This is a genomic window from Methanobacterium paludis (assembly GCF_000214725.1).
In the GTDB taxonomy this organism is placed as follows: domain Archaea; phylum Methanobacteriota; class Methanobacteria; order Methanobacteriales; family Methanobacteriaceae; genus Methanobacterium_C; species Methanobacterium_C paludis.
On record NC_015574.1, the window covers coordinates 820,001 to 840,626 of the forward strand.

The 20,626-nt window shown below is 34.7% G+C and carries 26 protein-coding genes (1 of these 26 only partly in view); 15 read left to right on the forward strand and 11 right to left on the reverse strand.

What is annotated here, in order from left to right; all coding sequences use genetic code 11:
• The 5 genes from MSWAN_RS03775 to MSWAN_RS03790 form a co-directional block, all read left to right on the forward strand.
• Window positions 1–538, forward strand: partial view of a ferrous iron transporter B gene (locus tag MSWAN_RS03775; RefSeq protein ID WP_013825284.1) — the 3' end only. It extends 1,181 nt beyond the left edge of the window; the window shows 538 of its 1,719 coding nt (coding positions 1,182–1,719); the start codon falls outside the window, past its left edge; the stop codon is at window positions 536–538.
• Window positions 539–714: 176 nt separating this feature from the next.
• On the forward strand, window positions 715–864 hold the full coding sequence (locus tag MSWAN_RS12710; protein ID WP_013825285.1) for a hypothetical protein: 150 nt from the start codon (window positions 715–717) through the stop codon (window positions 862–864).
• Window positions 865–1,323, forward strand: a complete 459-nt coding sequence (locus MSWAN_RS03780) for a metal-dependent transcriptional regulator (protein WP_013825286.1) — start codon at window positions 865–867, stop codon at window positions 1,321–1,323.
• A 256-nt stretch (window positions 1,324–1,579) separates the two neighbouring features.
• Window positions 1,580–2,311, forward strand: a complete 732-nt coding sequence (locus tag MSWAN_RS03785) for a HEAT repeat domain-containing protein (protein WP_013825287.1) — start codon at window positions 1,580–1,582, stop codon at window positions 2,309–2,311.
• Between the two features lie 253 nt (window positions 2,312–2,564).
• On the forward strand, window positions 2,565–2,723 hold the full coding sequence (locus tag MSWAN_RS03790) for an LEA domain-containing protein (protein ID WP_144011543.1): 159 nt from the start codon (window positions 2,565–2,567) through the stop codon (window positions 2,721–2,723).
• Between the two features lie 203 nt (window positions 2,724–2,926).
• Here the strand turns inward: MSWAN_RS03790 and MSWAN_RS03795 are convergent, their stop codons facing one another.
• Both MSWAN_RS03795 and MSWAN_RS03800 read right to left on the reverse strand, forming a co-directional pair.
• Window positions 2,927–3,916 carry an alpha/beta fold hydrolase gene (locus tag MSWAN_RS03795; RefSeq protein ID WP_013825290.1) on the reverse strand — a complete coding sequence of 330 codons (990 nt, stop codon included), beginning with the start codon at window positions 3,914–3,916 and terminating at the stop codon, window positions 2,927–2,929.
• A gap of 56 nt (window positions 3,917–3,972) precedes the next feature.
• On the reverse strand, window positions 3,973–4,425 hold the full coding sequence (locus MSWAN_RS03800) for an HIT family protein (RefSeq protein ID WP_013825291.1): 453 nt from the start codon (window positions 4,423–4,425) through the stop codon (window positions 3,973–3,975).
• Between the two features lie 178 nt (window positions 4,426–4,603).
• On the opposite strand from MSWAN_RS03800, the gene MSWAN_RS03805 reads away from it, so the two are divergent.
• Window positions 4,604–6,007 (forward strand): MFS transporter, encoded by a 1,404-nt coding sequence (locus MSWAN_RS03805; protein ID WP_048188251.1) that lies wholly within the window; start codon window positions 4,604–4,606, stop codon window positions 6,005–6,007.
• Window positions 6,008–6,401: 394 nt separating this feature from the next.
• On the opposite strand, the gene MSWAN_RS03810 is transcribed toward MSWAN_RS03805, so the two are convergent.
• Both MSWAN_RS03810 and MSWAN_RS03815 read right to left on the reverse strand, forming a co-directional pair.
• On the reverse strand, window positions 6,402–6,677 hold the full coding sequence (locus MSWAN_RS03810) for a hypothetical protein (RefSeq protein ID WP_013825293.1): 276 nt from the start codon (window positions 6,675–6,677) through the stop codon (window positions 6,402–6,404).
• 158 nt (window positions 6,678–6,835) lie between these two features.
• Window positions 6,836–7,591 (reverse strand): ZIP family metal transporter, encoded by a 756-nt coding sequence (locus tag MSWAN_RS03815; RefSeq protein ID WP_013825294.1) that lies wholly within the window; start codon window positions 7,589–7,591, stop codon window positions 6,836–6,838.
• Window positions 7,592–8,153: 562 nt separating this feature from the next.
• Here MSWAN_RS03815 and nucS point away from each other — a divergent pair.
• From nucS to MSWAN_RS13035, 4 genes are all read left to right on the forward strand, one after another.
• Window positions 8,154–8,915 carry an endonuclease NucS gene (nucS, locus tag MSWAN_RS03820; protein WP_013825295.1) on the forward strand — a complete coding sequence of 254 codons (762 nt, stop codon included), beginning with the start codon at window positions 8,154–8,156 and terminating at the stop codon, window positions 8,913–8,915.
• A gap of 70 nt (window positions 8,916–8,985) precedes the next feature.
• Complete coding sequence (locus MSWAN_RS13025) at window positions 8,986–9,348, forward strand: metallophosphoesterase (protein WP_048187882.1); 363 nt, start codon at window positions 8,986–8,988, stop codon at window positions 9,346–9,348.
• Entirely contained in the window at window positions 9,345–9,560 is a 216-nt protein-coding gene (locus MSWAN_RS13030) for a hypothetical protein (RefSeq protein ID WP_048187883.1), read from the forward strand. Before MSWAN_RS13025 ends, MSWAN_RS13030 begins: the two co-directional genes overlap by 4 nt.
• Entirely contained in the window at window positions 9,506–9,757 is a 252-nt protein-coding gene (locus MSWAN_RS13035) for a hypothetical protein (protein ID WP_227716988.1), read from the forward strand. The genes MSWAN_RS13030 and MSWAN_RS13035 overlap by 55 nt, the downstream gene beginning before the upstream one ends.
• A 112-nt stretch (window positions 9,758–9,869) precedes the next feature.
• Here MSWAN_RS13035 and MSWAN_RS12715 read toward each other — a convergent pair whose 3' ends face one another.
• The 4 genes from MSWAN_RS12715 to MSWAN_RS03845 form a co-directional block, all read right to left on the reverse strand.
• Complete coding sequence (locus MSWAN_RS12715) at window positions 9,870–10,010, reverse strand: hypothetical protein (RefSeq protein ID WP_013825296.1); 141 nt, start codon at window positions 10,008–10,010, stop codon at window positions 9,870–9,872.
• 159 nt (window positions 10,011–10,169) lie between these two features.
• Window positions 10,170–10,391, reverse strand: a complete 222-nt coding sequence (locus tag MSWAN_RS03835; RefSeq protein ID WP_013825297.1) for a hypothetical protein — start codon at window positions 10,389–10,391, stop codon at window positions 10,170–10,172.
• Between the two features lie 39 nt (window positions 10,392–10,430).
• Complete coding sequence (locus MSWAN_RS03840) at window positions 10,431–10,880, reverse strand: TIR domain-containing protein (protein WP_013825298.1); 450 nt, start codon at window positions 10,878–10,880, stop codon at window positions 10,431–10,433.
• Between the two features lie 53 nt (window positions 10,881–10,933).
• Window positions 10,934–11,164 carry a ferredoxin gene (locus MSWAN_RS03845; protein WP_013825299.1) on the reverse strand — a complete coding sequence of 77 codons (231 nt, stop codon included), beginning with the start codon at window positions 11,162–11,164 and terminating at the stop codon, window positions 10,934–10,936.
• A gap of 236 nt (window positions 11,165–11,400) precedes the next feature.
• Between MSWAN_RS03845 and MSWAN_RS03850 the strand changes: the two genes are divergently transcribed.
• A complete protein-coding gene (locus MSWAN_RS03850) occupies window positions 11,401–12,231 on the forward strand; it encodes a carbon-nitrogen hydrolase family protein (protein WP_013825300.1) in 831 nt (276 codons plus the stop codon).
• A gap of 119 nt (window positions 12,232–12,350) precedes the next feature.
• Here the strand turns inward: MSWAN_RS03850 and MSWAN_RS03855 are convergent, their stop codons facing one another.
• The gene (locus MSWAN_RS03855; RefSeq protein WP_048187885.1) at window positions 12,351–12,917 is read right to left on the reverse strand and encodes a HEAT repeat domain-containing protein; all 567 of its coding nucleotides are present in this window, start codon (window positions 12,915–12,917) and stop codon (window positions 12,351–12,353) included.
• Window positions 12,918–13,178: 261 nt separating this feature from the next.
• Here MSWAN_RS03855 and MSWAN_RS03860 point away from each other — a divergent pair, with 261 nt between their 5' ends.
• The gene (locus MSWAN_RS03860; RefSeq protein WP_013825302.1) at window positions 13,179–13,601 is read left to right on the forward strand and encodes a DUF5518 domain-containing protein; all 423 of its coding nucleotides are present in this window, start codon (window positions 13,179–13,181) and stop codon (window positions 13,599–13,601) included.
• Window positions 13,602–13,762: 161 nt separating this feature from the next.
• Here the strand turns inward: MSWAN_RS03860 and MSWAN_RS12210 are convergent, their stop codons facing one another.
• Entirely contained in the window at window positions 13,763–14,395 is a 633-nt protein-coding gene (locus MSWAN_RS12210) for a PsbP-related protein (RefSeq protein WP_013825303.1), read from the reverse strand.
• 264 nt (window positions 14,396–14,659) lie between these two features.
• Between MSWAN_RS12210 and MSWAN_RS03870 the strand changes: the two genes are divergently transcribed.
• Window positions 14,660–15,397, forward strand: a complete 738-nt coding sequence (locus MSWAN_RS03870; RefSeq protein ID WP_013825304.1) for a metallophosphoesterase — start codon at window positions 14,660–14,662, stop codon at window positions 15,395–15,397.
• Between the two features lie 73 nt (window positions 15,398–15,470).
• Entirely contained in the window at window positions 15,471–18,050 is a 2,580-nt protein-coding gene (locus MSWAN_RS03875) for an ATP-dependent helicase (RefSeq protein WP_048188256.1), read from the forward strand.
• Between the two features lie 437 nt (window positions 18,051–18,487).
• Here MSWAN_RS03875 and MSWAN_RS03880 read toward each other — a convergent pair whose 3' ends face one another.
• On the reverse strand, window positions 18,488–19,192 hold the full coding sequence (locus MSWAN_RS03880; protein ID WP_013825306.1) for a methyltransferase domain-containing protein: 705 nt from the start codon (window positions 19,190–19,192) through the stop codon (window positions 18,488–18,490).
• 519 nt (window positions 19,193–19,711) lie between these two features.
• Here MSWAN_RS03880 and MSWAN_RS03885 point away from each other — a divergent pair.
• Window positions 19,712–20,590 (forward strand): tyrosine-type recombinase/integrase, encoded by an 879-nt coding sequence (locus MSWAN_RS03885; protein WP_265101180.1) that lies wholly within the window; start codon window positions 19,712–19,714, stop codon window positions 20,588–20,590.
• Window positions 20,591–20,626: the final 36 nt, after the last annotated feature.

Genomic DNA, 20,626 nt, shown 5'->3' on the forward strand with positions numbered 1-20,626 from the left:
TGTTTATGGAACTCTGTTTATTATTTACATTCTGGTTGGACTTATCCTTAATCAACTGCTTAAAGGTGAAAGCCCAGAGATATTCCTTGAAATTCCCCCATACCGAATTCCACACCTCAAAACTTTGCTTACAAAGACAGGAAATCGAGTTAAAAGCTTTTTGATTGAGGCAGTCCCTTTTGTGTTCCTCGGTATCCTCGTCATAAATCTTATGTACATATTTGGAATTATGAATGCTTTAATAGCTCTCCTGGCACCCGTATTGTCCAATCTATTCGGACTTCCAAATGATGCAATAGGAGCACTTATTATGGGCTTACTACGGAAGGATATTGCAACTGCAATGCTTGCACCTTTACATCTTGGGGTGAATCAGCTTGTTGTAGCATCAACAGTTCTTGCTGTGAGTTTCCCATGTATAGCAACCTTAGTAATTCTTATAAAAGAATTAAGAATCAAAGATACACTAAAAACACTTTCATTAATGCTTATAATGGCCCTTATTGTTGGAACAATTTTGCATTTAATATTGGGGTAAACAAATTTGAACATAACTAAAATTAAATGATTAAATATTACTATATTACTTAAGATCGTAAATCTTAAACGAAAGGTAAGATAGAAAATCTGAACAGATTAAAATCATTAATTGGCCAGGACATGGATAAAGATAATTAAATAATACAGTAACAAGTTATAATATAGGGGTTACAAATGAAAATTTTAAATTCCTTCAAAAATTCCTTCAAAAAAATGTTTACTCATGACTGCACAAGCTGCGGTATGTGCATGCAGAATTCAGTTAAAATAAAATGGGTAGCTAAAGAAGATGGGGAAAAACTAAAAAAGAGAGAAGATGATTGAATGGAAAGCTCCTTAAAACTTACAAAAAGTGTTGAGGATTATTTGGAAGTCATGTACAATCTATATAATGAAAAAAAAGTTATAAAAGTAAAGGATATTGCGTCTAATCTTAATGTTAAACCACCTAGTGTTGTTGAGGCTATTAAAAAACTTGCAGAACTTGATCTTGTTTCATATGAGAAGTACGGTGATATCACTTTAAATAAAAAAGGTTTGGAAATAGCAGAAGGCATAACCCATAAACACGACATATTAAAAAACTTTTTAAACATTCTTGGTGTTGATATGAGGACTGCAAATGACGATGCATGTGCAATGGAACATATACTGGATTCTGCAACTATAAACAAACTTAAAAAATTTGCCGAATTCACGGATGTGTACCCTCAAGCTGAAGATTTCCTGAATTCATTCCGATACTATGAAACACACGGCAAACTACCAGCAAAAGATGAGTAAAATCTCACATTTGAAAGATAGAAAAATTCTTAGTTATATGGGATTAAACTTATTTGAAGAAGTTTATAAAAGTTTAACCCTTTATTTTAAAGAATTGATACTTGTTTTAAAGAATTGATAAATCGGAGTATGTTTAGATTTATTTAAATATGATACCAGCTCAAGTATCTAATTAATAACAATCTAATAACAACTTCAAATTAAATTAGGACTTCAATGTTATTTTAATATCATTAATAATAAATGGGTGAGATTTGTGGGATTTTTAAACGGTTTTTTTAAAACGGATGTCGGACAACTTGAAAGGGACAAGAATGTTAAAGGACTTATAAAAGCCCTGAAAAATAAAGATAAAGATATAAGGTGGAATTCAGCAAGGGCACTTGGTAAAATAGGGGATAAAAAAGCTTTAAAACCATTGATCGAAGCTTTAAAAGATGATTACGTTAATGTACGCTGTAATGCAGCACGATCCATAGGGATGATAAATGATGATGAAGCTGTAGAACCCCTCATAAAAACCTTAAAAGACGAGAACTGGCATGTTAAAGCACGTGCAGCAGAATCCTTAGGTGAAATTGGAAGCGGAAAAGCTGTAGAACCTCTGATTGAAGTTTTAAAGGATAAAGAAATCCGTAAAGATGTTGCAATAGCTCTGGGTAAAATAGGTGACAAAAGGGCTTTAAAACCTTTAATTAAAGCTTTAAAAATCAATGATTTCACGTTTCAAAACGCCTCAATTGAAGCACTTGGAATGATAGGTGATGATGATGCGGTTGAGCCCCTAGTAAATGCACTCCAAGACGAAGATATGAGTGTCAGGAGGCATGCGGCAGCTGCTCTTGGCAAAATTGGCGATGAAAAAGCTTTAAAACCTCTTCTTGAAACTTTAAATGGTGAAAAATGGCACGTCAGATTGCAGATGGAAGAGGCAGTTAAGGATATCCAGAAAAAAACAATTGCCCATGAAATTGCCAGTTCAGATTGATTTTGCTTATTTTTAGATCCGTTACATGAACTTTCAAGTATTTAATTTTTTTTATTCTCAAACTACAATAAACTATTTAAGACTTTAAAACATAATAATATACTATAATAAGTCCACAAATACGAAAATAAACCCGCGTTAAGTTACATTATATAAATGCCTATGTAAATTGATTCAGTGGGAAGGTGGATAATTTGAAAATAAAACCCATCTCTTCTCATTTAATTCTTTTATTTACTATAATGGAGGGTTCATGAAAATGGGAGAATTAAAAGGAAAGGTTAAAGAGAAGGAAGGAGAAGCTAAAGGTAAAGCAAAAGAGTTGAAGGGAGAACTGAAAGGGAAAGCCAAGGAGAAAGAGGGAGAAATAAAAGGTAAAATTAAAGAATTAAAGAAAAAAACTGAGGATTAAAACATAACTTTTATATAATTTGTATTATGAATAATGTGATTGTTAAGCATTTGTTTTAACAGTTGAAAAAGGGGATTAATGTTCCATCCCATTTCATCATCGTTCAAACCAGAATTCAAGAATTTCTTCTTCATTCCCAGCATTACCCCAACTCCGATTATTCAATATTTACAAATCGTTTGTGTTAGAGAGTCTATGAAAAATTAAAAAGTTTCCACAGGATAAAGTTCTGATAAAAAATTTTCAATTGCTTCTCTGGCATTTTCAATTTCATTAATGCCCAGATGTCCAAGCTGAGACTTATATAAGAATAATTCTGAATTTTCTATAGACTTAGAAAGTGGAATGGCATCTACTTCTGGTGGGAAGAATTGATCCCCTTCAATCCCAATAATAAGGGCTTTTGCTTTGATTTTAGGTAACTCCTTTTGTACATCATAAAAAATAGAAGCCTCATTTCTCCACACCACATCGTTGGCATCCATTTTCCTGCCTTCCTGTCCCTGTTCTTCAAAAGCCCGGAACAGTTCATCGTTGTTTGCAAATTCTTTATGGTAATATCCCGGTGAAAAGGCAAATAAAAATTGGAGTTTATTGGCATTTTCAAGTGCATCATGAGGATTTTCTACGTATCTGCCCTGTTTATAATCAGGATCTTTTTGAATTAGGGAGTTCATCAATTTAGAGTTGGCCAGATTTCTGCCCTGTACTGCCGAACTCGTTACTATAGGAATTATGAAATCCATGAAATCAGGATAGTTTACTGCCCATTGCAGGCTCTGGAAACCGCCCATCGAAGTACCGACTACACCGTTTAAATGTTTGACTTTCAATTTTTCATTTAAAAGAAGATACTGTGCATTAACCATGTCACTTACTGTGTATTTTGGAAAATCAGCACCTAAACTGGAGTTTGAGGGTGAAGCTGATCCGCGAGATCCCAAAGATGTGGTGCAAATTATAAAGTATTTGTCTGTATCAATGGTCTTTCCAGGACCCATAATAGGTTTAAAACGTCTGACTGAAGAGTAATTGCCTGACCATCCGTGGATGAAAAGTATTCCATTTATGATGTTGCCTTCAGAATCAGTTTTAGCTTTTCCAAATGTTGCATATTCAAGCTTCAATTCTTCCAGAACTGCTCCTGATTCGAATTTGAAATTTTTGAGGGTGTAGTATGTTGGGTTTAACATAGAAAATCACTGTTTTAATCTAAATTTTTATAATGACTCATTAATAATTAAAATACTTAAAAATTATCTCTTATTTTGGTTATGATCTTTTTTTTTGTCTGATCTGATAATGTTTTAGCTGGACGTGGTCTCATATAACCAAAAAATGGATCTTCAAAGGTTAAATCTTCGAATTTCACTTTATGGTTGTAGCGGGGTATGAAGTGCCAGTGAAGATGGGGTTCTGGTGTATCTTGAAGATAAGATGCGTTCATCAGACAGCCCCAGTTAAACATGGTGGCATTGAATGCACTTTTTAAAGCATGCTCTAATTTTTTCACAATCTGGGCGAAATCGTCCCACTCCTCTTTTTCAAGGCTGGACAAATCCTCTAAATGTCTGTTTAATGCCACAACACAGGTTCCAAGTTGGCTCTGATTGGGGGCTAAAAAAATAATCCAGTGATCAGTTTTTAGAATGAAGTCCCCAAAATCTTGATCCTCCAAATATTTACAGTAACGACATTCCATGTTAATAGTATGTGGAGTGATATAAATAAGTTAACGTCATTTAACTCAACGCACTAAAGTCCCAATCAAACCCATTAGCCTTAAACTGGAGGCATACGGTCCATACAAGTATCCTGAGTATTTAATCAGAAACATTGAATTTAAGATGTATGAATTCAATAATATTTTTTTAGATAAAATGGATCTTGATAGAACTGACGATAAAACGGTGAGAAATTCTGCCCTGCTTGTGGTGGCCCTTGGATCCTTTCTAATACCATTTATGGGTTCCTCTCTAAACATTGCCCTTCCTCTTATTCAAAACGATCTTAACGTTAACATAATCCTGCTCAGCTGGATACCCACAGTATTTGTTTTAGCAAGCGCCGCATTTTTACTCACATTTGGAAGATTAGCCGATATACACGGTAAAAAAAAGATTTTCAGCTATGGTGTGGTTGTATACACTTTTGCTTCGTTAATGGCCGCTTTATCACCCTCTGGAGCGTTTTTAATTATATTCAGCTTCCTTCAGGGTATAGGATGTTCGCTGATGTTTGCCACGGGTGTGGCCCTCCTAAGTTCGGTCTATCCCTCAAATCGCAGGGGCGAAGCACTGGGAATTTACATAACTGCTGTATATCTTGGACTGTTTTTAGGACCTCTACTTGGAGGTTTTTTAGCCCAAAATCTAGGATGGAGAAGTATATTCCTATTTAACGTACCTTTTGGGTTATTTTTATTCAGTTTAATCACTTTAAGGCTCAAGGGTGAGTGGAAAGGTTCCGAATGTGAAAAATTTGACTTTAAGGGTTCTGCATTGTATACCTTATCCATAGTATTGTTCATGTACGGTTTTTCCACGTTACAAAGTGCTTTCGGGTGGATTATATTTCTTGCAGGTATCTTTGGTCTTTTTCTATTTATAAAGGAGGAAAGAGAGTCCCAATTCCCTATTTTGCGTCTGGAAATTTTCATGAGGAGGTCGTCATCATTTTCTGCCGTGGCATTGCTGCTGATGAACATTGCCACAACTGCCATGTGGGCTCTTTTAAGTCTTTACTTCCAGGATCTGCGGGCATTTGGACCTCAAATGACTGCTTTGATACTGTCAGTGCAACCGTTGATGGTGGCGCTTCTGTCCTCCCCTATCGGTCGTATGGCAGACCATGGGGATAACAGGGTTTTTTCAGCTTCAGGAATGGCAGTCACCACTCTTGGGCTGGTAATATTATCTTTAATTGGTCAAAATACAAATCTGCTGGTTATCATAGTGGGTCTGATCCTGGTTGGTGTGGGGTTAGCTGTCTTCTCTTCCCCAACCACGAATATTTTCATGGGCAGTGTGGGGCGCAAAAATTATGGCATGGCTTCAGCAACCCTTTCCACCATGATCTACACCGGCCAAACCCTCAGTTTGGGGATAATGCTTTTCATATTTACCAGTTATCTGGGAAATGTGCAGGTAACCGCTTCAAATTTTGCAACATTCCTTTTAAGTTTAAAAACAGCTTTTACAGTTTTTGCAGTCATTGGTGGGGTTGGAATAATTGTTTCAATATTAATGGGCAAGAAAGCAGGGAAAACAAGATCAGATGATTAAGGATAAACTGTTGTTGTTTTAAATAATTTATAATAATTTATTTCATGGTAAATAACATGTTACTCTAACTGTTCAATACAAAAAAATAAAAATATCATTCTGCTCATTCTGATTCACTTTGATTCAATTTAAAATCAATTTGCATTCACAATTTAAAAATTAATCTGGACTCAGTTTAAATCTGGACTCGTTTGCACTCAGTTTGCACTCAGTTTGCACTCAGTTTGCACTCAGTTTGCACTCAGTTTGCACTCAGTTTGCACTCAGTTTGCACTCAGTTTGCACTCAGTTTGCACTCAGTTTGCACTCAGTTTGCACTCAGTTTGCACTCAGTTTGCACTCAGTTTGCACTCAGTTTGCACTCAGTTTGCACTCAGTTTGCACTCAGTTACAGTTAACCTTCTTCACCCAGAATTTCTCTTACTTTGTACTCCACTTCATCTTTCATTCCATTCAAGACTTCCTCAAGAGGTTCGTCTTCCCACGGCTCTGATATACTGAAATATCTCTGGAAATAAAGATTATTGTCCTTGGGAGTTATTTTATAATCTTCCACTTCATTTATTAGCTCATGTTTAAACTTTGAAAATTCTTCAGGATTTAATTCAACTTCAATGCACAAATTCCATCCTTCAGTAACCTTTTCGAGATTTTTTATTTTTATATCCATTTCAAGCCATCCAATAAACCTTGAGATCCACAAAATAATCGTAAGTTCGTGAATTAGATCTTTTAAAGATCTCTTTAAGAACTAAATCCATCTATTTAAGAATTAAATCTCTAACATTTCAGTCCAGATTTTGCTTTTTTTCATAAATCCTATACAAATCATCCAAATTTTGATAGAATGAACGAAAGTATAAATCCTAAAACAGTTACCATGCCTGCAAGGTTGTGTGTTTCTGAAAAAGCTTCGGGAATCATCGTATCAACGAGCATTGCAAGGATTCCACCAGCTGCAAGGGCCAAAACAGCAGCTATAATACCCGGGCTGAAGTGGCTGAAAATTGTGTAACCTGCAAGGGATGATACTCCTGTGCATAGGGTTATAACCGTCCACAAAACAAATATAGGTACTGCTCTCCAGCCCATGGTTTTCATTCCCGTGGAACTTGAAAGACCTTCAGGTATGTTGGATAAGAATATTGCAACAACTGTTGCCGTACTCACGATTCCACCTTCGATCATTGTGAGACCTATGGCTATTGATTCAGGGATACCGTCCAGAACAGAACCCACCGCAATTGCAGGGCCGCTGCTTTCAAACCCATTTTCTGATAAGATGGCTTTGCCTGAGCGTTTACGGTGTTTTGCACCTTTACGTGCCAGGTAGACGTTTGCAAGTGTGAATATGGTTGCTCCAATAAGGAACCCTGCAACCACATGATATGCTCCACCAAGAGCGTAAGCCTCATCCAGAAGTTCAAATGAGATTGCAGACATTAAAACTCCTGCACCAAAGGCCATGATAGATGCAACGATGCGCTGAGGAATTTTAAAGAAATATCCAAAGATAGCTCCAACTAACAGGGCCGAACCTGCCAGCAGTCCCCACAGTCCTGACATTATCCAAGTTGCGATCATTATAAAACCTTATTTTAATTAAAGTTATTTTATAACATTATATGTGGTCGGGAAATTGTATAAACTTAATTATTTTAATTAACCAAATTCCAAATTGTATTTTTTATCAGGTCCCCGCATATCTTCCTTTTAGAAGGCCTTTAGAATATCTTTAGAATATCTTTAGGATATCATAGACAATTTATAAAATAATCTAAATTATTTTAAAATTATTACTATTAATTTCTACAGAAATCAACAAAATTATGGTGGATTCAGTTGCCATGGGGCTCATTACTATCATCTATTTCCATTTATCAACCATGTACTATTTACTTTAAGATTCAATTCATTAAAATATTAGATCAAAAATTTCCTTTCAAATAATTTTACTTAAAACAAATTTAATCAATGAATATATTTTTTTAAAAATATTCTTTTTCTAACCTACAGATTGTCAATAATTCTGAACTATTGATCAACTTTGAGTTTATATTAGTTTAAAACGCTCTTTTTTATTATTAATTTGGTTAATGGTATTATATGGGTGAATTATTTGTGTTAGTTCTGTTAAAATGACTTTATGAAATTTTTATCAGAAAAAAATCCAGATATCAAACGTACATATGAAATTATAAATGAAGGAATCTCTAAAAGGGCTGTTATTGTTATTATGGCATGTTGTAGTGTTTTATATGAAGGTAGGGCTAGAAGCAGGCTTGCAGATGGGGATCGAATGGTTATGATTAAGACTGATGGATCCTTTCTTGTGCACCAGGACCGGAATTTAGAGCCTGTGAACTGGCAGCCGCCTAAATCTCAGTGCAAAGCAAGTTTAAAAGAAGGTTTGCTCCATATTGAGGGTGCAAGAAGAAATCCTCCCGAAAGATTGGAGGTGGAAATTCACAGCACATACATGGCTTCATACTTCATTGGTGAAGACTCAAAAGACCTGGAACTGGCAGGTTATGAAGCAGATATGGTTGACATGGCTTTTGAAAGTCCAGAACTCATTGAAAAAGGGTTCAGACCTACAAGCAGAGAATATTCCACAGAAAACGGTTTTATCGATATCTTAGGGAAGGATCAGGATGGAAATTTAATGGTTCTGGAGTTTAAAAGTAGACGTGCAGGGATCAACGCTGTAAAACAGTTGAAAAGATATCTTGATTGTTTTGCAGACCACAAACAATTTGTAAGAGGACTTTTGGTAGCTCCATCTGTCACAGATGATGCATCGGATCTCCTGAAAGAATATAAACTGGAATTTAAAGAGTTGGAACCGCCTATGGAATTTGATGGGGATAAAAATCTTACATTAGATTTTTTCAACAACATTGAATGATCTTTTTTTATTTTTTTGTTATTGCAATTTATAGTTATTACTAATACCAAAAAAGCACAGATCATTATCTATGCTGGGGTATAATGGAAAACTTGTAGAATTACCTAAAAAAGGCTTTGCACTTATTGTAACAGATATACATGGTAACTTAGAAGATTTCAACAAATTCATGGGCATATGGGAAAAATTTGACGATAAAGATAACCATTTTATTCTTGCAGGTGATTTCATACATTCAATGGATGGTAAGGATGGTTCAATAGAAATTTTGGAGTCATTAAAGTCCAGATGGGAGAATTCACAGAACTTTCATCTGCTCCTTGGAAACCATGAGTGGGCAACGCTTGCAGGGGTTTCAGTTTACAAGGGTGGTTTTAACCAGACAATAAGTTTTGAATCTCTTCTGAGAGAAAAATTTAGGATGGATGGATGATAAAAATGGAAGAGTACGTTGAATTTTTTAAAAAATTACCTATTGCAGTTAGAACCCGAAACAAAGTTTTTATAAGTCATGCTGGACCGCCTCGTGGAATAAGAAGCATTGATGAAATTGTGCATATTACAGATGAGGGTTATACTGGAAACACAGATTGTCAGAGATACTGTGGAACCGATACGGGCCATCCTATACAGAACAGGACATAGAACATTTCTTAAAAGCTGTCAAGTGTAAAACTATGATTGTGGGTCACACCCCTGTCGATGGAGTTGAATTGATAGGTGAAAACCAGTTAATAGTTTCATCCAGTTACAGCAGTGGTAAAAAAGCTTATGTTGAATTGGATCTCCAAAAAGAAATTAAAAATGGCAAAGATATTCTTAAAATGGTCCGATACATATAATGACTGTTTTCACAGTTTATCTATTTTTTTTACATTTAATTTAAATTTTAAAATCAACTGAATTTTGAGGATATATCTTTAAATACATTATGTAATAAAGGGTGTTTGAGAATTAGGTGTCAAAGGTTGCTGCAGCTGTGAAACATTCGTAACAGTAACCATCTGTTCCTTCATCAATATCACAGAAGCACCTGCTACAGATAATGCATCTCCCTACTGCGGGTCTGCCACAAAAATCACATTTTTCACACATGAAATCACCTTAACGTAATCTTTTTTTTAATTGAAACATTGTATTATTAAATTAGTTAAAAACCTTTAAATTATTAATTTAGTTTAATTAATTCTAAAAAAATCTATTTATTAATCTAAATTTGAAAATTAAATCTTAAATCGTTTTAGAAATTTTTTTTTAATTGAAACGTTTTTGTAATTCAAGAGCCAACTTCTTATTTTTTTCCTCATCATGAAGCCAGATTTTAACATCTTTCCAGACATCATTGCACTTGTCTTCGGGGTTTTTACCAATTACTGCCCTTATTGCAAGGTCAACATCCTTTCTGTCTTCTTTTGACTCCGGATTTATCCCACTATCTCCTAAAAAACTTTTCATGTGCCGAATGTAACAGCTCATAACTTCCCCTTCTAATGGTTATAGATTCCTATTATGGGATCAGTCAATTGAACAGCTGCCCTCACCTTTATACTCTTCATCAGGGATACTGCTTCGTATTGCATCAACTATGCACGGTGCGTTCCAGCCTACAACTTCATCAGCGACATCTTCAATGTTTCCAGGAACATTTTCCATCCCCCACGGCCTGATAACAACGATTGGTTTTCCAAGTTCCTTTGCAGTTTTGATATAATCCTCAATAAGGTCCTTATTTTTAGAGTAAAGACCTGAGAGAATTATCACCACATCCACGGTTTCAATAATCTTTGTAGTTTCATCTTTGAAACTTTTACCAGTTACTGATTTGTTTTCCCATTCAAAATCATGGTAAGTTTCTAATTTATCAACAAAACGTGTATATTCTTTATTTTCCCCTTCACCATGGCTTATAAAGAGTTTATAAACCCTTTTATCAGGATTTAAATCCTTCAGAAGGTCTTTATCCATATCTATACTTCCTTTGACACGATTTAATCAATGAATTTAATCAATTGATATGTTCAGACGATTTCTTCCCCATTTTCATAAACATGGATGCACATTACAGGACAGACTTCTGCAGCATCCACACTGCAACTAGCATCTTCAATCTCAAGTTCTTCAACATCCTCCACATTTGCACCCTTTATATGGGAGAATCCATCATCAATTAATTCAAAAATTTCAGGGCATGTGTCTTCACAGGTTCCACAGGATGTGCACTTTTTTCTTTCAAGAACTATTTTAAACATTTAGATGCCTCCATTTTGTTCATTAAATTTAGTTGTAGCTTAAATTATTTATATTTAATACATTTTCCATTTAAAACAAATAACATTTTTAAAAACACAAAATAAAAAGTCAATGAACAGTATATCAACTAAATAAGTATCTTAAAAAGCATTTCTTAAAACTTGTTGAATAAGAAAAATGTACATCAACAATGAATGATCTTATTTGGAATTTAATGAAAAATTGGAGAGTTTAAATGAAAAACCATTTTAAACTTGCAGTATGCCAGATGAATGTGGTGGACAACAAAGATCTGAATTTGAATAAAGCTGTAAACATGATAGAATCTGCTGCTCGAAATAAAGCTGATATGGTTTTATTACCTGAAATGTTCAACTGTCCCTACGATAACAGTAAATTCGTTGAGTATGCAGAATCGAGGAAAAACAGCAGGACACTTAAAAGCATATCAAGTGCGGCTGAAAGAGCGGGCATCTACGTTATTGCAGGTTCAATTCCGGAACTTGAGAATGGGAAATTGTACAATTCCAGTTTCATATTCGGCAGAATGGGTAAGATAATTGGGGTTCACAGGAAGATGCACCTTTTTGATATTGATGTTTCTGGAGAAATAACATTTAAAGAATCTGAAACTCTAACGGCAGGAAATGAGATAACAGTGGTTGATACAGAGCTCTGCAAAATCGGTGTGGCAATATGTTATGACATAAGGTTTCCAGAGCTTTTAAGACTAATGGCAGATAAAGGTGCTGAATTAATAGCAGTCCCCGGTGCTTTTAATATGACAACAGGTCCAGCCCATTGGGAACCTTTGATGAAGGTCAGAGCAGCGGATAATCAGGTTTATGTTGCAGCTGCATCTCCTGCAAGGAATGAAAGTCTCTCATATGTGGCCTACGGCAATTCAATGATTGTTGATCCCTGGGGAGATATAATAAGCCGGGCTGATGCAGATGAAAAGATAATCTATGCAGATATAAATTTATCAAAGGTTGAAAGTGTTCGAAATGAACTTCCTCTCCTTAAAAACAGGCGTAAAGACATTTATGAAGTGTGTGAAAAATAGGGTAAGAAGTTGAATCTTAGTTTTAAATTTTATCCTAAGTTTAACTCTTAAAATAGAGTTAATTAAATCTTAAGATCTAACTTCTAAAATGAAATAAGGTTAATGAATGACTAAATCAACTATTTGATCTTCTTCAAAGCCTTATTTGCAGCCTTTTTAAATTCTTTATCCCCAGTTGCAGCTCTTCTGGCTTTTTTAATTGGATCAACAGCTTTTTCATCCCCAATATTTCCAAGGGCGTTGATTGCAGTAACCCTTACACCCCAATCCTCATCATTCAGTATATGAATAAGTGGATCCACAGCTTTTTTATCCTTTATTTCACCGAGAGCTTTAACTGCAGCCTTCCTGACACTCCAATTTTCGTCTTTTAATGCTTCTATGAGATGTTCAACCACGCTGTTATCTCCAATATCTTTAAGAGCAAATGCAGCATATTTTTGGACGTTGGCTTCATCTGATTTTAAAGCTTCAATAAGTGGTTCAACTGCAGGTTTCCCTATTTTAACTATGGATTTAGAGGCCTGGAATCTAACCTCTGGTTTTTTATCATTTAAAGCTCCAATTAACACGTCCAAGACTTTTTCGTCTTCAATGTTACCTAAGCTTTCTGCTGCTTCCTTTCTAACATCAGCATCTTCATCGTTTAATTTTTTGATAAGGGTTTCATAATCATTATCTACCATAATTTTCACCATTTAGTTTTATACCTATTTTTATACCATCTTTTGAAAAATATAATTTTTGAATGGTAAAAGTTCAAGTTAATTTATAATTAAGTTGTAGGTTAAATAATATTTTATACTACCTTAAAAAGAATTCCTTCAATATTACCTTAACATTTTACTCGAAATAGGTTAAGTAGTTTGAAAATTTAGTTTAATAAAGAGAGGCTAGCTCTAAAGATAGAGAGAGGCTAGCTCAAAATAGAAAGAGGAAAATCACACATGAAAGGCTACAACTTCAAAATTTCTTTAATTGCAGGCGTTTGTGTAGGTAGCATATTGCTCATGATCTTCAGGTTGCTTTCAATGCCCATAACAGGATTAATTCTTTCATTTGTTGTGGCAGGATTCGTTACATCCTTTCTGTTTTTACCTGAAGATAAATCAGATAGCAAGCGTAAAGGGAGCGCCGGTGCAGCAGCAGCTGTTATAATCGGTATTCTGGTTTCTGCGGTCTTCATACTTTACTACATGTTTTATTTGAAGGCAAATCTCATTCCATCAGCATCTTCAGACATTAATTCCGCTATTTACATAATTGCCATGTTGATTATAACTTATTTGGGCGGTTTTATACTTGGAAACATTGGTGGGGCCATAGGAGCAATTGTTGGAGATACAATAGACAAAATTTCCAAAAAATAAGTAAAAATAAGGTTGGATAAGAGGTATTTATCAAGCGGTTGAGCAGTAGATCAGTTTGAAATAATCCTTAAGTTTGAAGTAACCATAACGTCTACTCATAACTTTTCTTACCCTAATCCTTAAATAATCTTATTGAAATAGCGTTTCTTAATTGGAATAACTTATTTTACATGGAAACTATTTATTAATAGATTAAAATTCTTTTTCTCTGAATTGAAGCTGTCAGTCAGGGTCTGGCATGCAATACCATAGAATTTACCATTTTTTTCAAACCATACATCGTAATATATATGTGTTTCGTCCCCATAAAGGAATTCGTAAGCGGTAACTCCATCCACGGTGGTAACATTTTGGGATATGAACTGGTAACCCGGAGTTTTCTCGATGAGAGGGTAATTTTCATTCAGTTTATAAGCGTTCTCAAGTGTTATACCTGCAGTTAATGAGCTTCTTTTGCTTATGGTTACAGTTAACATTGTTGGATTGGCAATATCTGGAGCACTGTTATTATTTTGATTCATGGAGGAAGATGAAGTATTCTGGGAGATTGTATCATGACGGTTTATGGTCAGATTATCAGGTTCTGATAAAAACAAGGTTTCAACTGGGTTTTCGTAATCAGAAATAACCCAATTTTGGGGAAAATCAAATGATATTTCAGAATCATTGTAATGCTTCACATTCTCTCCGTAGGTTACATATTCTGGTGCCAAAACAACGTACGTTAAAATCGAAAGAACAGTAACAGCTATCAATATGGGAATCATAAGATGCTTTATTTTTAATTTTATCATTTTTAATTTCCTATTCTACAAAACTACTGGATTATGGAGATTTTAAAATTATTTTAATTGTATGATAGTTATGTATTTAAGTTAAATATTTGTAACTAAGTATAATATTTCTCATTATTTTTAACATTTTTTAACATTTTTTTGAAAACATTTGTTATGATGAATTTAGTTGATTGGCTTTATAACGAACTGAATTTTTATAAAAACATGAGACAGAAAATAACGTAAACAAACATTGAGATCCACATTAAAGAGAATTAAAAAATGAAAAACAACGAGATATATGGGGCAGAAATCGTTGATTTGGCTCTTGTTATCAGGAATAACTTGATTATATCTGATCTGCACCTTGGATACGAGGAAGCTTTAAATGCAGAGGGCATCATGGTTCCGAAATTCCAGTACCAGAAGATCATTGCAAGACTTGAAAAAATCATATCCCAAACAGACTGCAGCAGAGTGATAGTAACCGGTGATTTGAAGCACGAATTTGGAAAGATCACCCGACAGGAGTGGGGCGAAACTCTAAACTTCATAGAATTCCTTAAAAAACACTTTGAAGAAGTGGTACTGATCAAGGGCAATCACGACAACTTCACCAAATTCATAGCAAAAAAAACTGGTTTAGCAGTGTATGACAGTTTTTCAACCGGAGATTTTCTTTTACTGCACGGGGACAAGGTTCCAGTGAATGTTGAAAAAATCAGTGAAAACACGATTATAATAGGGCACGAACATCCATGTATTGGCATTAGAAGTGGGGAACGTCTTGAAAAAATAAAATGTTTCCTTAACGGAGGATTTAAGGGAAAAAATCTCGTGGTTATGCCGTCATTCAACTTCATAACCGAAGGATCGGATGTTTTACATGAAAAACCTCTCTCTCCTTTCTTAAAAAATAATATAATAAATGATTTTGAAGTTTTTGGGGTAGAAAACTTTGAAATATTATATTTTGGGAAAATAAAGGATATAATCCGGGTTAAAGAAAAGTTTTATTGATAGATGATTATTGATGGATAAATAAATCCACATAAATTAGAAATTTAAATTAAAATTAGAAATTAAGATGGAAATGATAGAAAAACAGAATAAAATCTACAAGGATAGTGAAATTTACAGTATTTTACACCCCTGGGTTAAAAAATGGTTTAAAAATAAATTTAAGACCTTTTCAGAGGCCCAACGATATGCTATAATGGACATACACTGTGGGGAAAATGTTCTGGTCTCGTCTCCCACAGGTTCCGGTAAAACCCTCACAGCTTTCTTATCCATTATAAGTGAGCTAACAAACCTTGCAGATAAAGGGGAACTTGAAGATAAGGTTTATTGTATTTACATTTCACCTTTAAAGGCATTGGACAATGATATTGAGAAAAACCTCGAAGAACCGCTTTTAGAGATTGAAAAAATCGCAGGCAGAGAACTTGGGGTTCGCAAAGCCGTGAGAACGGGTGATACTAATCAATATCAGCGCTCTAAAATGCTTAAGGTACCTCCGCACATACTCATAACCACCCCTGAAACATTATCAATTCTCCTTTGCGCTCCAAAGTTCAGGGAGAAACTTAAAGATGTTAAATACATTGTGGTTGATGAAATACATTCCCTGGCAGATAACAAAAGGGGGATTCACCTCAGCTTGACTCTGGAAAGGCTGCAAAACCTCGCAGGTCGCTTTACAAGGATAGGGTTAAGCGCAACGGTCCATCCCCTTGAGAAGGTTGCAAGTTTTCTTGTGGGATACGAGTACGGTGAGGTCCGAAACTGTAAAGTTGTGGATGTTAACTACATGAAACAGTTGGATATGAAGGTGTTGTGTCCTGTGGAAGATATAGTGGAATCTGATCCTGAAGATATAAACAAGGCACTTTACAACTTACTTCACGAACTTATAAGTGCCCATAAAACAACTTTGATATTCACAAACACCAGGAGCGGAACAGAAAGTGTAGTTTTTAACCTCAAAAAGAAATTTGAGGATAAATATAATGATGATAATATAATGGCCCATCATTCATCACTTTCAAAGGAGCTGCGTCTGGAAGCAGAGAACAAACTAAAAGAAGGAGAGCTAAAAGTTGTTGTATCATCAACATCCTTGGAGTTAGGAATAGATATAGGCTACATAGACCTTGTAATACTTGTAAGCTCTCCAAAATCTGTTTCAAGAGCACTTCAACGTATAGGAAGAAGCGGTCACAAGCTGCATGATAAAGCCAAGGGAAGGATACTGGTTGTGGAAAGAGACGACCTTGTGGAATGTTCTTTGATCCTAAAAAATGCTTTGGAAGGAAATATAGACGAAATACATATCCCTGAAAACTGTCTGGATGTGCTCTCCCAGCAAATCTATGGAATGGCCATAGAACATAAATGGGATATAAATGATGCTTATCGGCTCATTAAAGGGAGTTATCCCTACAGAAACCTCTCACAGAACGATTTTGTAAGTGTTTTAAGTTACCTTGCAGGTGAATATACGCGTTTAGAGGAGAGGTATGTTTATGCCAAAATATGGGTTGATTACGACACTAAAATGTTTGGAAAACGTGGGAAGCTGGCTAGAATGCTTTATTCAACAAACATAGGCACAATACCGGACAGATCCGCGGCCAGGGTCAAGTGCAACGGCCAGATTGTTGGACGTATCGAGGAAGACTTCATGGAAAAACTCAGAAAGGGCGATACATTCGTTCTTGGGGGGAAAATATATCGTTTTAATTATGCTAGGGGTATGATGGTTAACGTAACTCCATCATCGGGTCCACCAACTATTCCTTCATGGTTTTCGGAACAGTTGCCCCTATCATTTGACCTTGCAATGTCAATCCAGAATTTCAGGGCCATAATGGAAAACAAGTTTCTTCATGAAAAAACCAGAGAAGAAATAATTGAGTTCATCCACGAATATCTTTATGTGGATTACAACGCTGCAAACTCCATTTACAGCTACTTCCAGGAGCAGTACCTTTATGCTCAGATTCCAAGTGCCAGAAAACTCCTTATAGAATTTTATAAGGGTTACGGAGGTCGAAAATTCGTTGTTTTCCACACACTCTTTGGAAGGAGGGTTAACGATGCACTCTCAAGGGCTGTGGCCTATCTGCTTGCAAAGAAATACAAAAGGGATGTAATGATCTCAGTTTCAGACAATGGGTTTTACCTCAGTTCAGACGGTAAAATTGGAGGTTTTGAGGCATTTAAAGAGTTAAAATCGGATAATATTGAGGAAATTCTGGTCAAAGCCATTGATAAAACTGAAACTCTTGCAGGAAGGTTCAGGCACTGCGCAGGCAGATCCCTGATGATACTGCGCCGTTACAAAGGAAAGGAAAAAAGCGTCTCCAGACAGCAGGTTAAAGGTAAAATACTCCTGAAATTTGTTAAAGAACTTGATGAAAACTTTTCAATACTTAAAGAAGCTCGACGTGAAGTTATGGAAGATTTTATGGATGTAACAAATGCTAAAAAAGTTTTAGAAATTCTAGAAGAAGGTAGAATGGAAATAAAACAGATAAACACGACTATTCCATCACCTTTTGCATTCAACCTTGTTGCCCAGAGTTATTTGGACGTTTTAAAGTATGAAGAAAGGATAGAATTCATAAGAAGGATGCACCAGGCGATAATTAAGGAAATTGGTGGTTAAATGTTTGATATCTTTTCTTTATTTCTTTGACAGTAAATCCTTCATTCTTTGATACTAAATCATTTTACTTAAGGTTTTTAGTGAAATGCTTTTTTTTAAATATTTTTTTAACTAATGGAAATTTTTCAATTTCATCTACTAATTATATCACTTTATCAGTTAAATGAATAATTTTTTAATCAAACAATTCATTTTTGTTTAGATCGTTTTGTTAGAATGTTTTTAAACATAATTTTAGATTTTAGGAAGTTATCTGAACGATCTATTATATGATTTGATAATTAGTTTTACACTTGCAATTGATGTCCGTTATTTTTTGTAATGATCATCTATGATAAATAATGAAAATTTTCATAATTTTATCTGTATATTTCGTTCATTTATTCATTACCTTCGTTCATTCATTACATTCTTTTTTGGAATATGTTTACCACGTGTTATTTTAGCGGAAACTGTTGTTCTTTGTGGAATATTCTCATCATCTCATTACCTCCCTCTCGGAACTCGTAATCCACTTTAACTATTTCCACATCTGCTGTTTCTTTAAGGTCTGCCATGATCTGACTTACGAATGATGATTTTTCATTTTTATGTTTAACCAGAGGATATATCCTGACTTCATTGGATACCCTTAACATTTCTTCAATGGATTTAAGATGGAACTCGTAGTCTAATCGGTGATCGTATATAAAAAGGAGGTGTGAACATAAAGCAAGATTAAAACTGTGGTCATTAAATGGAATATGGGTTAAATCTGCTTTAACGTAGTTTTTACGGTTTATTTTGTAATCTTTACCGAATTCACGGCAAGCGATCATGCGCTGGTCTTGTAAATCTTTCAGATTCCTGAAAAAATCCCAAATGAAATGGTTATCAACATCGCTTAGAGCATTAACCAAAATTTTCAGGTGTTTTTGACATTTTTTCTGGAGAATATCAGCTTCTTGGTCGTATAGGATGTCCACAGCAGTTACATTACATCCCTCACCGTTCATATGGGCTGTAAATGAGCTTGCGCCGGCAGCACAGTCTAGTAATATTTTCTTATCTAAATCGTTTTTCTTTAAATTGAACATTTTCATATATTCTGCGTGGCTGCGACCTATGAATATGGGCCCATTTATTTTGAATTTGTTTTTCATTTTATCCTCCTTTTATTTGTTGTAAATTCATCGGTAGTTATACCTCATGTTCTGGAAAATATTTTCTTATTAAAATAATCATTTTTTGCGATGTTTTATTTACAAATATTCCTATTTAGTTAGGCATATGTATACATAAAACTTCCCAGATGCTCTCATACTTTTGTTTTATATATACATGCCTGTAGAACTTTAAAATAAGTAAAGGTGTGTTGTATGGATAAAAAAGATGAAAAAAAACTTAAAAAAGGTTTTGTAAGAGGGAATTATAGTGAAACGACAAGATAAGTTATAAACAAGCCCTAAAACAGTATTGTTGTCTTCTAAATAAAACGATTACTGAACTAATTTATGAAGCTGATGCTGAAGAGGAAGCTCATATCAGGCTTAAAAATAGAGAATATCCGGATTATATAATTCAATTCAAAGAACACAATAAGAACATATCTTTCAGCAGTTATTTCTCTTTATGATACAAATGACATATTTCCACCTAGAATAACTCTTCCTAAAGGAGATATTGGTCTTGAAAAGAATTATGGACACCTTTTAACGAAAAAAGAAATTAAAAAACTTATAGATGTTTCAAATTCAAGGGACACAGCAATAATTTACACAATGGCCCTTACAGGTATGAGTCAAAATGAGATTAAAAATTTAACAATAATAAAATTCTTAGAATCGGCCTCAGATGCAATTAAAAAGAGGATAAACAGTTTAGATGATTTATTTAATTATGAAGATGAACTAACCAAGGACACAATTATAACCCTTGAAATAACAAGACAGAAGATTAATTATCGTTATCATACATTCTTACCACCTGAAGCCACCAAAGCAATAATCACTTATCTTCATGAACGTTGTAGCCATCCTGATAAACGGATACATCCTCAAGGAGTTAATGGACCTTTATTTGTAGTGAATAAAGGTATGTACATTGGTAAAAAAATAACCAGATCTGCAATTAGTGGAATATATCAAACCAGAGGTGTAAAATCAGGATTTGAACATAGAGAAGGTTCTTACAGAGCTTGGAGAAGTCATGGGATGCGAAAATATTTCATGTCAACAATTATTAACAAAACACATAATCATGACCTTGCAAATTACCTTGTAGGACATACTATATCTGCAACTGAGAGAGCCTACTGGTTTGCAGATCCCAAGGAACTTAAAAAGGAATATCTAAAAGTTTTACCTTACCTTTCCCTGGATGGTGCAGAAGTTAAGGATGTTAAAACTGAAGAATTGAAAAAATATGAAACTGCTATGGATGAGTTTGAAGATATAAAACGAGAAATGGAAGATTATAAAGAGTTTGCACCATTAATAAAGGTTTTCATGGAAGATGAGGAGATTCAGAAGCGTGTTGAGGAACTTTTGAAGGATAAATAGAATATTTTTTTAGGATTATGGTGTGCAAAATTTGGT

Bases quoted from the DNA above. Each gene is read 5' to 3' on its own strand.
- MSWAN_RS12710 (WP_013825285.1), top strand. From the start codon at position 715: ATGAAAATTTTAAATTCCTTCAAAAATTCCTTCAAAAAAATGTTTACT.
- MSWAN_RS03780 (WP_013825286.1), top strand. From the start codon at position 865: ATGGAAAGCTCCTTAAAACTTACAAAAAGTGTTGAGGATTATTTGGAA.
- MSWAN_RS03790 (WP_144011543.1), top strand. From the start codon at position 2,565: ATGAAAATGGGAGAATTAAAAGGAAAGGTTAAAGAGAAGGAAGGAGAA.
- MSWAN_RS03795 (WP_013825290.1), bottom strand. From the start codon at position 3,916: ATGTTAAACCCAACATACTACACCCTCAAAAATTTCAAATTCGAATCA.
- MSWAN_RS03800 (WP_013825291.1), bottom strand. From the start codon at position 4,425: ATGGAATGTCGTTACTGTAAATATTTGGAGGATCAAGATTTTGGGGAC.
- MSWAN_RS03805 (WP_048188251.1), top strand. From the start codon at position 4,604: ATGGATCTTGATAGAACTGACGATAAAACGGTGAGAAATTCTGCCCTG.
- MSWAN_RS03810 (WP_013825293.1), bottom strand. From the start codon at position 6,677: ATGGATATAAAAATAAAAAATCTCGAAAAGGTTACTGAAGGATGGAAT.
- MSWAN_RS03815 (WP_013825294.1), bottom strand. From the start codon at position 7,591: ATGATCGCAACTTGGATAATGTCAGGACTGTGGGGACTGCTGGCAGGT.
- nucS (WP_013825295.1), top strand. From the start codon at position 8,154: ATGAAATTTTTATCAGAAAAAAATCCAGATATCAAACGTACATATGAA.
- MSWAN_RS13025 (WP_048187882.1), top strand. From the start codon at position 8,986: ATGCTGGGGTATAATGGAAAACTTGTAGAATTACCTAAAAAAGGCTTT.
- MSWAN_RS13030 (WP_048187883.1), top strand. From the start codon at position 9,345: ATGATAAAAATGGAAGAGTACGTTGAATTTTTTAAAAAATTACCTATT.
- MSWAN_RS12715 (WP_013825296.1), bottom strand. From the start codon at position 10,010: ATGTGTGAAAAATGTGATTTTTGTGGCAGACCCGCAGTAGGGAGATGC.
- MSWAN_RS03835 (WP_013825297.1), bottom strand. From the start codon at position 10,391: ATGAGCTGTTACATTCGGCACATGAAAAGTTTTTTAGGAGATAGTGGG.
- MSWAN_RS03840 (WP_013825298.1), bottom strand. From the start codon at position 10,880: ATGGATAAAGACCTTCTGAAGGATTTAAATCCTGATAAAAGGGTTTAT.
- MSWAN_RS03845 (WP_013825299.1), bottom strand. From the start codon at position 11,164: ATGTTTAAAATAGTTCTTGAAAGAAAAAAGTGCACATCCTGTGGAACC.
- MSWAN_RS03850 (WP_013825300.1), top strand. From the start codon at position 11,401: ATGAAAAACCATTTTAAACTTGCAGTATGCCAGATGAATGTGGTGGAC.
- MSWAN_RS03855 (WP_048187885.1), bottom strand. From the start codon at position 12,917: ATGGTAGATAATGATTATGAAACCCTTATCAAAAAATTAAACGATGAA.
- MSWAN_RS03860 (WP_013825302.1), top strand. From the start codon at position 13,179: ATGAAAGGCTACAACTTCAAAATTTCTTTAATTGCAGGCGTTTGTGTA.
- MSWAN_RS12210 (WP_013825303.1), bottom strand. From the start codon at position 14,395: ATGATAAAATTAAAAATAAAGCATCTTATGATTCCCATATTGATAGCT.
- MSWAN_RS03870 (WP_013825304.1), top strand. From the start codon at position 14,660: ATGAAAAACAACGAGATATATGGGGCAGAAATCGTTGATTTGGCTCTT.
- MSWAN_RS03875 (WP_048188256.1), top strand. From the start codon at position 15,471: ATGATAGAAAAACAGAATAAAATCTACAAGGATAGTGAAATTTACAGT.
- MSWAN_RS03880 (WP_013825306.1), bottom strand. From the start codon at position 19,192: ATGAAAAACAAATTCAAAATAAATGGGCCCATATTCATAGGTCGCAGC.